Annotated in this window: 10 protein-coding genes; 3 read left to right on the top strand and 7 right to left on the bottom strand. The window is 40.2% G+C overall.

What is annotated here, in order from left to right; all coding sequences use genetic code 11:
- Window positions 1-77 precede the first annotated feature (77 nt).
- Entirely contained in the window at window positions 78-1,760 is a 1,683-nt protein-coding gene (ettA, locus tag PQ469_RS23980; protein ID WP_274209917.1) for an energy-dependent translational throttle protein EttA, read from the bottom strand.
- Window positions 1,761-2,613: 853 nt separating this feature from the next.
- Between ettA and PQ469_RS23975 the strand changes: the two genes are divergently transcribed.
- Complete coding sequence (locus tag PQ469_RS23975; protein WP_147055970.1) at window positions 2,614-5,148, top strand: ATP-dependent Clp protease ATP-binding subunit; 2,535 nt, start codon at window positions 2,614-2,616, stop codon at window positions 5,146-5,148.
- A 71-nt stretch (window positions 5,149-5,219) separates the two neighbouring features.
- Here PQ469_RS23975 and PQ469_RS23970 read toward each other — a convergent pair whose 3' ends face one another.
- Both PQ469_RS23970 and PQ469_RS23965 read right to left on the bottom strand, forming a co-directional pair.
- The gene (locus PQ469_RS23970; RefSeq protein ID WP_274209915.1) at window positions 5,220-6,296 is read right to left on the bottom strand and encodes a carboxypeptidase-like regulatory domain-containing protein; all 1,077 of its coding nucleotides are present in this window, start codon (window positions 6,294-6,296) and stop codon (window positions 5,220-5,222) included.
- Between the two features lie 93 nt (window positions 6,297-6,389).
- On the bottom strand, window positions 6,390-7,511 hold the full coding sequence (locus PQ469_RS23965) for a carboxypeptidase-like regulatory domain-containing protein (RefSeq protein ID WP_274209914.1): 1,122 nt from the start codon (window positions 7,509-7,511) through the stop codon (window positions 6,390-6,392).
- A gap of 130 nt (window positions 7,512-7,641) precedes the next feature.
- On the opposite strand from PQ469_RS23965, the gene PQ469_RS23960 reads away from it, so the two are divergent.
- Window positions 7,642-8,319 (top strand): GDSL-type esterase/lipase family protein, encoded by a 678-nt coding sequence (locus tag PQ469_RS23960; protein WP_274209913.1) that lies wholly within the window; start codon window positions 7,642-7,644, stop codon window positions 8,317-8,319.
- 88 nt (window positions 8,320-8,407) lie between these two features.
- Complete coding sequence (locus tag PQ469_RS23955; RefSeq protein WP_274209912.1) at window positions 8,408-8,794, top strand: hypothetical protein; 387 nt, start codon at window positions 8,408-8,410, stop codon at window positions 8,792-8,794.
- Window positions 8,795-8,872: 78 nt separating this feature from the next.
- Here the strand turns inward: PQ469_RS23955 and PQ469_RS23950 are convergent, their stop codons facing one another.
- The 4 genes from PQ469_RS23950 to recN form a co-directional block, all read right to left on the bottom strand.
- On the bottom strand, window positions 8,873-9,658 hold the full coding sequence (locus PQ469_RS23950; RefSeq protein ID WP_274209911.1) for a hypothetical protein: 786 nt from the start codon (window positions 9,656-9,658) through the stop codon (window positions 8,873-8,875).
- Between the two features lie 42 nt (window positions 9,659-9,700).
- On the bottom strand, window positions 9,701-12,289 hold the full coding sequence (locus tag PQ469_RS23945) for an outer membrane beta-barrel protein (protein WP_274209910.1): 2,589 nt from the start codon (window positions 12,287-12,289) through the stop codon (window positions 9,701-9,703).
- Between the two features lie 98 nt (window positions 12,290-12,387).
- Entirely contained in the window at window positions 12,388-13,200 is an 813-nt protein-coding gene (locus PQ469_RS23940; protein WP_274209909.1) for an enoyl-ACP reductase FabI, read from the bottom strand.
- A 155-nt stretch (window positions 13,201-13,355) separates the two neighbouring features.
- A complete protein-coding gene (gene recN, locus PQ469_RS23935) occupies window positions 13,356-15,080 on the bottom strand; it encodes a DNA repair protein RecN (RefSeq protein WP_274209908.1) in 1,725 nt (574 codons plus the stop codon).
- Between the last annotated feature and the right edge of the window lie 100 nt (window positions 15,081-15,180).

Genomic DNA, 15,180 nt, shown 5'->3' with positions numbered 1-15,180 from the left:
ATTGCTTCGTGCCTCGCAATGACATGGCGGGGAGTAATTCAAAAGTCTCCCCCTTCAGGGGGAGATTTAGAGGGGGCCTACACCGTCAACTTCTTATACTTAATCCTCTTCGGCGCAACATCACCTAAGCGTTTTTTGCGGTTTTCTTCGTAGTCGGAGTAGTTGCCTTCAAAGAAGTAAACCTGCGAGTTGCCTTCAAAAGCCAGGATGTGGGTGCAGATACGGTCGAGGAACCAGCGGTCGTGGCTGATTACTACGGCGCAGCCGCCAAAGTTTTCAAGGGCTTCTTCCAGGGCACGTAAAGTGTTTACGTCGATATCGTTGGTTGGCTCATCCAGCAGCAACACGTTCGATCCTTTTTTAAGGGTGATAGACAGGTGCACCCGGTTACGTTCGCCACCCGATAGTATGCCTACTTTTTTCTGCTGATCGGCGCCGTTAAAGTTAAACTTAGATACATATGCACGGGAGTTTAAGGGTTTGTTGCCTACCATAATGGTTTCCAGGCCGCCGGTTACGTTTTCCCATACCGATTTGTTAGGGTCAAGATCGTCGTGCATCTGGTCGACATAACCTAAGGCAACGGTTGGACCTACGCGGAAGGTGCCTGCATCCGGCTGGTCCTGCCCGGTAATTAAGCGGAACAGCGTGGTTTTGCCAGCACCGTTGGGGCCAATGATGCCTACAATACCTGCGGGGGGTAACGAGAAGCTCAGGTTATCAAATAATAATTTATCGCCATATGATTTGCTTACGCCGTTGGCCTCAATTACAATATTACCCAAACGCGGGCCCGGGGGGATAAACAGCTCCAGTTTGTCTTCGCGTTCTTTGGTTTCTTCGGATGCCAGTTTTTCGTAATTGCCTAAACGGGCTTTTGATTTGGCGTGGCGGCCTTTTGGCCCCATGCGTACCCACTCCAGTTCACGCTCCAGGGTTTTCTGGCGTTTGCTTTCGGTTTTATCTTCCTGGGCCAAGCGTTTGGCTTTTTGATCCAACCATGAGGAATAATTTCCCTTCCATGGGATACCTTCTCCACGGTCAAGCTCCAGGATCCATCCGGCAACGTTATCCAGGAAATACCTGTCGTGCGTTACGGCTATTACCGTACCTTTATATTGTTGTAAATGCTGTTCCAGCCAATCTATCGATTCGGCATCCAGGTGATTGGTAGGCTCATCCAACAGTAAAACATCCGGCTCCTTTAATAATAAGCGGCACAAAGCCACCCGGCGGCGTTCGCCTCCCGATAGTACCGATATTTTGGTATCCGGCTCTGGGCAGCGCAGGGCATCCATGGCGCGTTCAAGCTTGGTATCCAGCTCCCAGGCGTTTACAGCGTCAATCTGGTCCTGCAATTCGCCCTGGCGGTTCATCAGCTTGTCCATTTTGTCGGCATCGCTGTAGTATTCTTCCAGGCCAAATTTTTCGTTTATTTCTTCATATTCCTTTAATAAGGCCGTGGTTTCGGCAACGCCTTCCTCCACAATTTCGCGAACAGTTTTCTCCGGATCAAGCTCGGGCTCCTGGCTCAGGTATCCTACAGTATAACCCGGCGAAAAAACAACCTCGCCTATATTGGTTTTATCAATGCCTGCAATAATTTTTAATAAGGATGATTTACCCGAGCCGTTTAAGCCGATAACGCCGATTTTGGCGCCATAAAAAAACGATAGGTAAATGTTTTTTAATACTGTTTTTTGCGGGGGATAAACTTTGCTAACCCCAGCCATTGAAAAAATGATCTTTTCGTCTGCCATTATAATTGATTTGAAATGCTGATGAACATTTTATGGTGTGAGTAGCTGTTTCTAAAAATAAAAAGTGTCGTTTTGAACGCAGGCGACGACTCACCCCGACCAGGCTTCGCCGGTCGGCCCTCTCCCTGGCTTCGCCGCAAAGAGGGTAAGGAGATCAGCACTCTTCAAGCCCCTCTTTCCACTGCAGGTGAAGAGAGGGTGGCGGGCGTAGCCTCGCCGGGTGAGTCTTTCCTTGGTTAGTTTACGGCATACTTGCCTGTAACCTGCGCCCCGATTTTCCTCAGCCCAATAACAACTCTCTATTTAAGAACTATACTCACACTATAAATGAATATCGCAACAAATATGAGTAAAATAGATGGATTCGCTTAAAAAACCGATGGCAGAAAAATTATTTACTGCCAAATGCAACTCCATGTTACTTTATACATACTTGTAAGTATTTAATTGCGTTTAACACAGTAAAATGGCAACTGTTTTGCTTGTTTTTGCGTACATATAGATGAACACAACGTAAATATTATGTTAATGCCTTTATGGCATATGTTATGACGAAATGCCTGTTTTGTTGCTATCGTTATAATTTATTAACAAAATGTTTAAACTATTTTGAATTTTTTGTATCAAAATGGTAAGTTCCGTTCGTATATTGTAAAAAAATTAGGTCATTGTTGGATTTTTTGATAAAAATTACTGTTTAAACCCAAACTTTAATAGCTTGCATATCATATCAATGTCTGTTTCTGCAAAGTGTTAAATGTTGGCAATATTGTTGATAAATGTTAAACCGTGCGTCGGGTTTGTAAAAACAAAATTTATAGATTGCGGCGTTCATAATAATTGAAAGGTATATATGGAAGCTAAATTTTCGCCGAGGGTTAAAGATGTCATTCAATACAGCAGAGAAGAGGCATTGCGCCTTGGGCACGACTATATAGGAACAGAGCATCTTTTACTGGGCCTCATCAGGGATGGTGATGGCGTAGCAATTAAATTGCTGAAAGGTTTGAACGTTGATACTGCAAAGCTTCGCCGTGCTGTGGAAGATGCCGTTAAAGGTACCATTGGAACCAATGTACACATAGGCAGCATCCCCCTGACCAAGCAAGCCGAAAAAGTATTAAAAATTACTTATCTGGAAGCCAAAATATTTAAAAGTGATGTAATTGGAACCGAGCACCTGCTGCTATCTATATTACGCGATGAGGATAATATCGCATCGCAGATATTGGTACAGTTTAACGTAAACTACGAGGTGTTTAAGGGTGAAGTGGAATCACATAAAAATGATGTAACTGACGAAATGCCCGGATCGCCAACCGGCGGCGATGACGACTTTAAAGAAGAAGAATCATTCAGCCAGCCTAAAAAGGTATCAGACATTAAATCAAAAACACCGGTATTGGACAACTTTGGCCGCGATTTAACCCGCGCCGCCGAGGATGGGAAACTTGACCCGATTGTTGGGCGCGAAAAAGAGATTGAGCGTGTATCGCAAATCCTGTCGCGCCGTAAAAAGAACAACCCTATACTAATAGGTGAGCCAGGTGTAGGTAAATCGGCCATTGCCGAAGGCCTTGCACTACGCATTGTACAGCGTAAAGTATCGCGTGTATTGTTTAACAAACGAGTAGTAACGCTTGATTTAGCCTCGTTGGTTGCCGGTACAAAATACCGTGGCCAGTTTGAAGAGCGTATGAAGGCGGTAATGAACGAACTGGAAAAATCTCCTGATGTAATTTTATTTATTGATGAAATTCATACTATAGTTGGTGCAGGTGGTGCCTCGGGCTCGCTTGATGCATCAAATATGTTTAAACCTGCTTTGGCAAGGGGCGAAATTCAATGCATTGGTGCAACCACGTTAGATGAATACCGCCAGTACATAGAAAAGGATGGCGCTTTGGACCGTCGTTTCCAAAAGGTAATGGTTGAACCAGCTACCCCGGTTGAAACTATCGAGATACTAAACCGCATCAAAGAGAAATACGAAGAGCATCACGGTGTAACATACACCCCCGAAGCTATTAATGCCTGCGTTAACTTAACCACCCGTTACATTACTGATAGGTTTTTACCGGATAAGGCCATCGATGCTTTAGATGAGTCGGGTTCGCGTGTTCACTTAACCAATATCCATGTACCACAAAATATACTGGATATTGAGCAAAAAATTGAGCAGATCAAGATTGAGAAAAATAAGGTTGTAAGAAGCCAGAAATACGAAGAAGCTGCACAGTTACGTGATACCGAAAAGAATTTGATTGCCGAGCTTGACCAGGCCAAAGCCGCATGGGAAGCCGAAACCAAATCAAAACGTTATACCGTAACCGAAGACAATGTTGCCGAAGTAGTATCTATGATGACCGGTATCCCTGTACAAAGGGTAGGCCAGGCCGATAGCCAAAAGCTATTGAATATGGCAGATACTGTTAGCAGCAAAATTATTGGTCAGGACGATGCTATCAAAAAGTTAACCCGCGCTATACAACGTACACGCGCCGGTTTAAAAGATCCTAAAAAACCAATTGGCTCGTTCATCTTCCTTGGCCCTACAGGTGTTGGTAAAACCGAGCTTGCCAAAGAACTTGCCCGCTTTATGTTTGATACCGAAGATGCGCTGATACAAATTGATATGAGCGAGTACATGGAGAAATTCGCGGTATCTCGTTTAGTAGGAGCGCCTCCAGGCTATGTAGGTTACGAAGAAGGCGGACAGCTGACCGAAAAAGTACGCCGTAAACCTTATGCCGTAGTATTGCTGGATGAGATTGAAAAAGCTCACCCGGATGTATTCAACATATTGTTACAGGTATTGGATGAAGGCCAGCTAACCGATTCATTAGGTCGTAAGGTTGATTTCAGGAATACCATCATCATCATGACCTCCAACATCGGCGCCCGCCAGTTGAAAGACTTTGGGCAAGGTGTAGGTTTCAGTACTAATGCTAAAACTTTGCAGGCCGATACGCATTCAAGAGGTGTTATCGAGAACGCGTTGAAACGTGCTTTCGCCCCTGAGTTTTTAAACCGTATTGATGATGTTATCGTGTTTAACTCATTAGGTAAAGACGAGATCTTCAAGATCATCGATATCGAACTGGCATTCCTGTTTAGCCGTGTAAATGGCCTGGGATACAAAATCGAGCTTACTGAAGCCGCTAAGGAATTCATCGCCGAAAAAGGTTACGATTCGCAATTTGGGGCACGTCCGTTAAAACGTGCTATCCAGAAATACCTGGAGGATCCGATTGCCGAAGAGATACTGAAAGGTGAGTTGAGCGAAGGTGATATTATGAAAGTTGATTTCGACAAAGAAACCAGCCAGATCACCATTATCGATGAAAAAGGCGAAAGCAAAACGCCAACCGAAGAGGAAACCAAATAAGCAAGTTCTTATTTAAAAATACAACCCCGTTTGTGCAAGCAGACGGGGTTTTTTGTTGGGAGGATTTGTTTTTATTTTACAGATGGCGGTTCATAATCAAGCGGTAATAAATCGGCGATGCGGCTTAGTCCCCACATGCCTTCCATGACAAGGCTGTTCGGATCTGTTATTACACCATTACTATCAAAGAAAGCATGAGGTTCGGTAAGTGTTACCGTACTTGCGGGGTAGCTTGGCGCACCCGGAGGCAAATCAAGATTGTTGTTGTTAAAATAGTCATGTTTTTTGGTGTACATGATATACAGACAGTCGGTAAATGTCATGGCAAATAAGCCCCGCTGATTGGTGCGGCTTATAAAATCGGGGATAGCTAAAGGTGTCTTTTTGTCTAAAATGGATAGCATTTTAGGTTTATTATTTTTAAGGGTATAGTCAGGGTTAATTTTCCTGATGAGTTTCAAAACCTTAAACCCTTCATAATCCAGTTGGTTGGCAATTACAGCCCTGAAAAAGTGCATTGAGGATCCCTGGTACACCTCGCGGCGGTTTCTTTGCCATGTTTTAATTTGTGCTGGAGTCCCTTTCAAGTCATCAAACAATGTTAAGCCTTCAAAATGTACCTGACCTTTTGCCGTGTAATAAAACGTATCCAGTTTGTATTTAATAAGGTAACCAAGTGCTTTATTAGCCACCTGTATAAAATCCTTGGACGAGCCGCTTAATACACGTGCCTTGGGGTTATAACCCAGGTTAATAACCTCGGGGTTTAGTATGATACATTGCTGAGCGTTTTCAGTCGAACCCAAAAATGCCTTTGTGAAATCGTTCAAATCGCGTGTATGAATAAAATCCTCCACATATTTTATCGCCTCCAAGAGTTTGGGGATCGGTTCCAAAAAGATATCCTGAAACTCTATCGTGTGGTCGATAAGAATCGTGCGGTTATAAACGCGATAGCCAAATTTAAAAACCACGAAAGCATATTCACCAGGCTTTACATCTTTAATGGTATAGCTTCCATCTGCGGTAGTGACAGCCGATAGCTTCGTGTTGTTAAAAAAAACAATGGTGTTATCGAGTGGATCTTTATTATCCTGGCTTAAAATTTTTCCTGTGATATTTATCTGCGCCAGGCAAACTGAAGGCATTAAAAAAAGTAATAAGAGTAAAGGTTTTAGCATGAATAAAGCTAACCAATAAATTTTATTTTATAAATAGCCTATACGTACCATATGTCGGGTTTATTTGGTAACAGCGGGTTCATAATCAACCGGTAATAACTCCGCTATCCGGCTTTTGCCCCAATCGCCTTCAAATACGATACTATGCGGATTGGCAATAATGCCGTTGTTATCAAAAAAAGCATAAGGTTCATCAAATGCAAGGATAGTGACCGGGTGGTTTGGGATCTCGAGCGGATGATAAACAGATAGGTCAGTTTCTTCACGCTTTTTGGTGTAGATGATATATAGGCAGTCGGTAAAGCCAATGGCAAATAACCCGGGCTGGTCGGTAGGGTGCGCAAAGTCTGGCGGTCCCAACGGTGGTTTGGTGTATAGCGACTGGATATATTTATAGTTGTTATTCCCCAGCCGCCCTTCTTTATAATCGGGATTTGGTTTGCGCACAAGCCGCAAAACCTGGAAACCTTCTTTGTCTGTTTGACCGCTGATAACCGAACGTAAAAAATGCATAGATGAGCCAAGATATGCCGACTGGCGCTGCTTTGCCCATTTGCGCAGCTGCGATTTGCTTCCTTTCATTTCCTCGAATACAGAGAGGCCCTCGTAATAAAAAAAGCCTTTGGCATCATAACTGAATTTTGAAAGTTTATACTTTATCAAATAACCCAGGGCCTTGTTTTCAACCTCGATAAAGTCATCATTACTGGTGGCCGACAGGATCATCGTTTTGGTGTCGAAATCAACGTCCACAACATCGGGGTTCAGGATTTTACACAGGGCGGCATTATCTGAAGTGCCAAGGAATAAGCGTTTAAAATCGTCATAATTGCGCTGCCGGTTTGGGTCGGGCCGGATATTAACTTCCTGTAGCATGATTGTTTTTGGAGCCAGCGAAATATCGGCCAGCACGATATTGGCCGCACCCGCCATCAGGGTAACGCTATGGGTTTCGAAACCAATGGCGGTAACAATGAATGTATACTGGCCGGGTTTTACATTGCTAAGCGTAAATGTGCCATCGTCGGCAGTTTTATCGCCAACTATGGCATTGTTTAAAAATACACTGGCATTGGCAATTGGCTTTTGGTCGGCAGTATTAATTACTTTGCCGGTAATTTTTATTTGCGCCAGGCAAATTCCGGGTATAAGCAACAAGAGCAAGGCAAGGGGCTTTAGCATAGATAAATTAAACTAAAATTTTAGTTATTTCAAAATGCTTTTATTCGGGGCTTGTGTACCGCCTGTGCATGATGGTTAATTGTATCTTTATAGTCTATAAATGCAGGATAATTCATTGTTTTAATTGGTAATGCCGGTAAATAAAAAGGTTATCTATAAATGGCTGTTTGCGGTTTCGGTTATGCTGAACCTGGTTACGGTGGGCTATTTTATCGATCGTAAAGTTTATTTTGGTTACATGCGCCGCCATCAGTTTGAGAAGCAAAAATGGGATGCGCTTTTCAACACTCAAAGAGATAACCAGGAAATTATATTTATAGGTACAAGCTTAACCGAAGGCTTTGAATTGAGAAGCAGCTTTGGTAATATGCATCTGAAAAACATGGGTTTTGCCGGATTGGAGACTGATGGGATCCTGGAAAACCTGAAAAGGATCATTGTACGCAAACCACCGAAAATATTTTTGGAAGCCGGGATAAACGATGTACGCAATGGCAAGAGTATGGACAAGGCTTACAATAACTTTGTGGAAATGAATATGGTAGCTAAAGCTGCTTCGCCCGCAACCAAACTGTATGTACAATCGGTATTGCCTACTTTGAACAGCCAGTTTAACCAAAAGATAAAAGCCTATAACCGCAGGGTGGCAAACTATTGTTTAGCCAACCATGTGGTTTACATAGATATGTATGACTATTTTTTGGTTGATAATAAACTAAACGCCCTTGCAACTACCGATGGTATCCATCTTACTCCGTATGGCTATTATTTATGGAAAAAGCAGATAGAAAAATATATTGCCGAATAGTTAATACTGTTTTTGAAATAAATTATCTCAGATTCCGTTAAACCTTTTTAAATTATATTGTTCTTACAATATATACAATCGAAACATTATGAAAAAAATCTTGACTTTAATTTGCTGCACAGTGATATTGGCAGCTACATCCTGCAAAAAAGAAACAATTATCGGCCCTGGTGCAACAACTGTTTTTACATCAACTACCGGTTGGAGTTTTGATAGCACAATAGGCAATAACGGAGCTTATACTTCAGATATCCCGATGCCCGAAATTGATAATTATTATGACAATCACGGAGCTGTATTAGTTTATCTGGATGACAGTGGAACCTATGAGCAGCTTCCGGATGTGTTTGATGGGATTACCTACAGGTTTGTTTATACCAAAGGGCACGTGTATATTGACGCTCAGAATGCCGATGGTAGTAAATTAACTATCGCACCGCCAAAACTTAATGTTAAAATAGTTTTGGTACAATAACACCAATAATATTTATCCCAAAAAAGGAGCCTTGCAACGCAAGGCTCCTTTTTTATGGATAATATTAAAATGAGGCTATTAGAAAATTGTATACCCTGCTGAAGGAAGTAATGTATATCCAAAGAAATCTGCAGTAGGTTTCGAAGTTGGGAAAGGGGGAGTAAGACGTTTTGCTACAGTTCCACCAAATCCCAGATAATAACTGTCTCCATTTGCTGTAAGGGTTTTAACCACAGTTGAGCCTCTTTGAGGCTTGATTTGAAATGTAACAGGTAAACTACTAACAGTTAAAGGAACAGTTGTATTTGAATATCTATAAAACTTAACGTAAATATCAAATTCCCCTTCATAAGGGTCGGGATCAACGTACCCTGTAACAGGTACAGGTCCAGAAAAAGAAATTCGTTTTACCGTTTCAAGCCTTGCATATATTTGCTCCTGTCCTGGTACCGGATTAATTGTCACAGTAAAGCTGTGGTCTTCGGCTGGTAGTGTGGTTTGATTGCTATAGTCATAAGGGGTCATCCTGAAGGTGTATGTTACGGTAACAGGAACCGGTGCCGAACTTTTAGGTTCAAATTGGAAAGAGGTCGCCGTACCTTGTGCCCGGTTGTAAAAAGTGGGTGAGGTGGTAATTGATGGAATGGATACGTTGTTGGAGTACTGCTGATTTGGGCTTGCAACGCTTAGCGACCAATAATTCAGCCCGGTGAAAAATTTAGACGATGTTTCGCCGGTACCTTTTACGGTAATGGTATTACCAGATGTTACTGTAGTCGGTGTAGGTGTTAGTCCTAATGTTTGAGCATTGGTAGTAAAGCAGTATGTGATAAGTATACTACATAACAGGAGAATTTTTTTCATTTGTTATATTTTGAGTTAAGTTGTTTCGCCAAATGTAATAATTTAATTATTGCTAATATTATTAAATTTAAAGCTTAGACCAATAATAAAATATCTGCTAATATTAGAATATTTAACTGTTTGAGTATAAGAGGAACCTGAGAAAGTATTGTTAAACTTAAAAGAGTTGAATAAGTCGTAACCCTGTAACCAGATAGTGCCATATTTTTTAAATAAATTTCGCTTTATCGACGCATTCATTGAAAAAGCGACCTGAGTATTAATACTATGGCTATAATTGATTAAAGGGTACACATCAAGTTTGAACTTGACTATAGAAGCAGAGAAATTATCTGAATATGTTAAATTAAGGATACTTGAATTACTTGTTTGATAGTAATATTGGCCGTATGAGGCTGTTATTGTTGGCGAGATTGATAATATATCTTTAAGTATATTTTTAGTTGTAGATAGTGATTGATTAAACATTACTACATTGTTAATATTTAATTTTTCATTAACAATTGTCGGTTGTTCCTGATAGCTAATACTGCTATTATAATTAAGATAAAATGTTTTAAAAATATTCTTGGTGATAAAGGTTCCTATAAAAACGGACGTCGCATTTCCAACATTATCAATATAGTTGTTTTGAGTTGCGTTAGGTAGCGCGTTAATATTTAACCCGAATTTGGAAGCATAAAAATCCGCACCAACATTAATATTGATGGATTCGGCATCTGTTTTCTTTAACGTATAATCCAAATTTAGACTGTTGTCTATTTCTGGTTTTAGTTTTAGATTTCCGGTGGTTTGTGAAATTAAATCAAAGGTGTTGTAGATGTTTATTAATTGATTGATCATCGGGTAGTTAGTATTGGTCTTGTATTTGAGCGTTAGATTTTTATTTTCACTAATTTTATAATCTACCTTTAAATCAAGATTTAAATTATAAAACGACAAAAAACTATTTAGACCAATTAGTGAATTGTTTCTTAAATCCATTAGTCCCACTATTGTTCCATCAAGTGAAATTTTCTGAAAAGTCCTCAGAAATTTTATTCCCAATTGGAAATATTGATTTGATATTTTGGTAGGCATTTTCGAAAACTTGAATATACTATCGCTTAGAATATCATTGTCATAATTAGCTTGGTCAAATTTGTATTTTGAAAATAAGTTAAAGTAAGTATCATCGTCTATAGGTTCATCAAAATTTGCGTTTACGTCATAGCTGCTTTCGGCATATTTTTTTTTGCTATTGATAAAATATTTTTTTTCTCTTGTGTTTGCTAAACCGTAAATGTCGTCTGTCTCGTCATTTTTAACATTGTTATTAATTCGGTTCAATTTGATGGTTAGTGATCTCCCTTTCTTTGATTCAAACAAATGATTATAAGAGACTTCAGTAAGTGTTGTGGTATTAAACAGGTTTTGGGTCCTATGCAAATTAGATATTGTATTTAAAGAATCTGACTGTATGTTATAATAAGATGAGTCATTGATAGTTGTTTTGTTGTAATTAACGGTTTGACTAAAAGCCAATTTATTTAATGAATCAATATTATATAAGAAAGCTAATTTGCTGTCTGAAATTCCCTTAGAGTTTGATTTGAAAGTACTTACTGTTTTAGAAAACTGGTTTAATATAAATTCCTTTCTGGTTGATTCTGAAAAGTAATTTCTATCTTCAATTTTGCCTTGCGCATAAAAATTTACTTCTATTTTTTTCCCTATTAGGTTACTGTAAGTGAATCTGGAACGTTGGGCCTCCAAACTATTGCTATTAGGAGAGAATGCGATAACTGGTTCATAAATCGGATTATTTGTGACATTTATATTATTACTATTGATTGAAAGGGATATTTGTTCCTTATTTCTATATTTATATAAGTCTGTACCGGTTATATACCTATTTTCTGTACCTCCGCCTATTGTAGCGTTGCCAAATCCGCCACCGCTATATTTTTGTTTTAACCTCAAATTTACTGTGATGGTTGGCCTGAGAGTCGTGGTATTTGTAATATTATCGATATTTGTCTCTTCAATCTGTATTCCATCAAGGGTGAGTGCCGGTAATAGTTTGTAGATGTCTATGTTATTTTTTCCAAAAAAATCGCTACCGTTAACAACAAGATTAGAAACTATCTTTCCGTTATAATATAATTGTCCGTGATCATCTCTATAAAAGCCATATCGTTTTGACAGAAGGTCGTTTATCATAATAGAACTCTCAAATTTTTCTTTAGAAAGATCTATTTTTGTTGTATCCCTATATCGTCTCTTAGCTGAAATTTTTACTTCTTTTAATTCAATTTGTTTTGATGAAATGTGGAAAATACCTAAATCAATATTTTTGTCTAAGTTATATTTCTTGACATCTATTTTAAAAGTCAGTTCGTTGAAAGTCAAAGAACTAATTTTAAAATATGAGGATTGAATGAAATATTGATTAGGAATCTTAAAAAAGCCGACACTATCGGTTAATGTCTGGTACAGTAGATTATTTCCTTCGTAAACCTTAATTGTACTATGAACAGCAAGGTGGTTTTGTTCATCAAGAACTTTACCTGTAGCATTTAGGTTTTGGGAATACGCTTTACTAAATAATAAAATTAAGATGATAAAAACAAATCCTAAAGATTTTGTCATATATAGAATAAAGCATTATAAAATAGCAAACCCCTATTATTGTGCAATAATAAGGGTTTGCCGAATGCTTCGCCTAATAATATATTTTTTATTGTTTATTATTTCGCCATCTGATCTATAACAGCCTGCGTTACACCGGTAAAGGAGAAGCCGCCGTCATGGAAAAGATTTTGCATCGTAACCATTTTTGTTAAATCGCTGAACAGGGTGATGCAGTAGTCGGCACATTGGTCGGCATCGGCATTGCCAAGCGGGCTCATTTTTTCGGCAAATTCAATAAAGCCATCAAAGCCTTTAACCCCAGATCCTGCAGTGGTACGGGTTGGCGATTGCGATATGGTATTTACGCGTACTTTTTTGCTTACGCCGTATTCGTAACCAAAGTTACGGGCAATGCTTTCTAAAACAGCCTTGTTATCGGCCATGTCATTATAGCCGGGGAAATAGCGCTGGCCGGCTATGTAACTTAAAGCAACTACAGATCCCCAATCGTTGATGGCATCATGTTTCATAGCTGCCTGTAAAATGCGGTGCAGGCTTAAAGCCGAAATATCAAAACCTTTATGGGTAAAATCGTAGTTGTTTTCGTAATAAGGAATGTTTTTACGCACATTGATGCTCATGCCAATAGAGTGCAGGATAAAATCAACACCGCCGCCAAAATGTTCTTTTGTTTTGGTAAACAGGTTGTTGATGTCATCATTACTGGTAACATCGGCACCTATAACGGGCGCATTGCATTCTTCAGCAAGTTTATTGAGTTCGCCCATGCGTAATGCAATAGGCGCGTTTGATAATACAATTTCGGCACCTTCCTGTACAGCGCGCTGCGCTACCTTCCAGGCGATGGATTGCTCATTAAGGGCGCCAAATATGATGCCTTTTTTGCCTTTTAATAAATTATAAGCCATGTTTTGATTTTTTACAATTGGGCGTAAAGTTATAATATTAGTATCAAGTAGTTAGTATCAAGTATCAAGATTTTTTCTTCAAGTAGTAAGTATCAAAATTTTTGACTGTCGGACTAAAAGGCTTCCAGACTTCCGGTCTTACTACCTGATACTTGCTAATTACTACTAAGTAGTTCCCTGGCATTCTGCAGCGCGCTTTCGCCCGGTTTATCACCGCTCAGCATTTTGGCAATTTCCAATATGCGTTCCCGGGCATCCAGTTGTTTCATGCGGGTATAGGTAGTTTGTGCGCTATCGTCCTTATAAACAAAGTAATGGTTTTTACCCTTGCTGGCAATTTGCGGCAGGTGGGTAATGGTTATCACCTGTAAATTATCGGCAAGGCGCTCCATAATAGTTCCTACTTTATTGGCTACTTCGCCCGACACCCCGGTATCGATCTCATCGAAAATAATGGTTGGCAACGCAGTGTATTTAGCAATGATAGATTTGATGCTCAGCATCAGCCTGGATAGCTCGCCACCGGATGCTACCTTACTCATTTCGGCCAAAGCATGCCCTTTATTGGCTGAGAAAAGGAACCGTACCTGGTCGACACCGTTTTTCGTGAGATGGTCCGCAAGTCCGGAAGTCCGCAAGTCCGGAAGATGGTTTGACTTTTCGACTTCCGGACTTTCCGGCTTCCGGACTATATTTTCAATCTTCAACGCCGAGCTTCCCATCCCCATTTCGGTAAGGGTATCAATTACCTGTTTTTCGATGGCAGGGATGGCTTTCAGGCGGTTTGCAGTTAATTTGCCTGCCAGTTTTTCAAGCTCAGCTTTATCGGCAGCAAGTTGTTTTTGCAATTTTTCGATGGTTTCATCGCCAAACAAAGCCTGTTGTATTTTCTCTGACAGATCATCCTGGATCTGTAGCAGTTCAGCATTACTATTTACCCGGTGTTTTTTTTGCAGGTTGTAAATGAGGCTTAAGCGGGTATTGATTTCATCAACCCTGGCATCGTTGGTATGTGTTTTTTGTTCGATGCCTTCTACTTCGGCGGCAATGTCTTTCAGTTCGATAATCGTGCTGTTCAATCGCTGGTGCAATTCCTCAATCTGTGCATCAAATTTTTCTATTGCGCCTAATTGCTGTCCGGCCTCGCGCAGTTGCGCCAGGGCGGCGGTTTCGCTTTCCTGTACCAGGTAATAGGCTCCGTACAGGTTACGTTTTATTTCTTCGGCATTGTTTAAGGCGTACAGTTCTTTTTCAAGCGGCTCCTGCTCGTCGGCAGCCAGGCTAACTTTTTCAAGTTCATCAAACTGAAACTGGTAATAATCAAGGTCGGCTTTGGCCTTATCACTTTCGGCAATCAATTGGGTAAGCTTGCCGGTGTCTTTTTTAAATGCGCGGTATTTAGTGCGATAGTCGTTCAGTAAATCGTCATGTTTGGCTACCGAATCAACCACCAATAGCTGAAACTCCGGGTCATTAATCTCTAATGTGGCATGTTGCGAATGGATATCAATCAGCTTTTCGCCTAATTGTTTAAGCGATGTAAGATTCACCGGTGTATCATTTACAAAAGCACGCGATTTACCATCGGAAGATATCTCGCGGCGTAAAACGGTTTCTGCTTCATAATCCAGGTCGTTCTCTTCAAAAAAAGAGCTTAAATGAAAGCCGCTGATTTTAAACGAACCTTCGATAACGCACTTTTTTTGCTGGTTAAAAAAGTAACGGCTTTCGGCACGCTGCCCCAAAATAAGCGACAGTGCACCCAAAATGATCGATTTACCTGCGCCGGTTTCGCCGGTGAGTATATTTAAACCTTCGCCAAAACTTATCTCCAGGTTATCAATCAGCGCGTAATTATTGATGGTTAGCTTTTGAAGCATAAAAAAAGTATCCTTATTTTATTAAGGATACTAAATTAAGCATTAAGCTTCTTTAAAATAAAATTTAATAAATTATTGCTAAATAATTTAGTGTTGGTCT

It is taken from the genome of Mucilaginibacter sp. KACC 22773 (assembly GCF_028736215.1).
In the GTDB taxonomy this organism is placed as follows: domain Bacteria; phylum Bacteroidota; class Bacteroidia; order Sphingobacteriales; family Sphingobacteriaceae; genus Mucilaginibacter.
Note: the sequence above shows the minus strand (reverse complement) of the source record. Positions and strands in the feature narration are given on the sequence as shown.

Bases quoted from the DNA above. Each gene is read 5' to 3' on its own strand.
- PQ469_RS23955 (WP_274209912.1), top strand. From the start codon at position 8,408: ATGAAAAAAATCTTGACTTTAATTTGCTGCACAGTGATATTGGCAGCT.
- PQ469_RS23945 (WP_274209910.1), bottom strand. From the start codon at position 12,289: ATGACAAAATCTTTAGGATTTGTTTTTATCATCTTAATTTTATTATTT.
- PQ469_RS23970 (WP_274209915.1), bottom strand. From the start codon at position 6,296: ATGCCTTCAGTTTGCCTGGCGCAGATAAATATCACAGGAAAAATTTTA.
- ettA (WP_274209917.1), bottom strand. From the start codon at position 1,760: ATGGCAGACGAAAAGATCATTTTTTCAATGGCTGGGGTTAGCAAAGTT.
- PQ469_RS23950 (WP_274209911.1), bottom strand. From the start codon at position 9,658: ATGAAAAAAATTCTCCTGTTATGTAGTATACTTATCACATACTGCTTT.
- PQ469_RS23960 (WP_274209913.1), top strand. From the start codon at position 7,642: ATGCCGGTAAATAAAAAGGTTATCTATAAATGGCTGTTTGCGGTTTCG.
- recN (WP_274209908.1), bottom strand. From the start codon at position 15,080: ATGCTTCAAAAGCTAACCATCAATAATTACGCGCTGATTGATAACCTG.
- PQ469_RS23965 (WP_274209914.1), bottom strand. From the start codon at position 7,511: ATGCTAAAGCCCCTTGCCTTGCTCTTGTTGCTTATACCCGGAATTTGC.
- PQ469_RS23975 (WP_147055970.1), top strand. From the start codon at position 2,614: ATGGAAGCTAAATTTTCGCCGAGGGTTAAAGATGTCATTCAATACAGC.
- PQ469_RS23940 (WP_274209909.1), bottom strand. From the start codon at position 13,200: ATGGCTTATAATTTATTAAAAGGCAAAAAAGGCATCATATTTGGCGCC.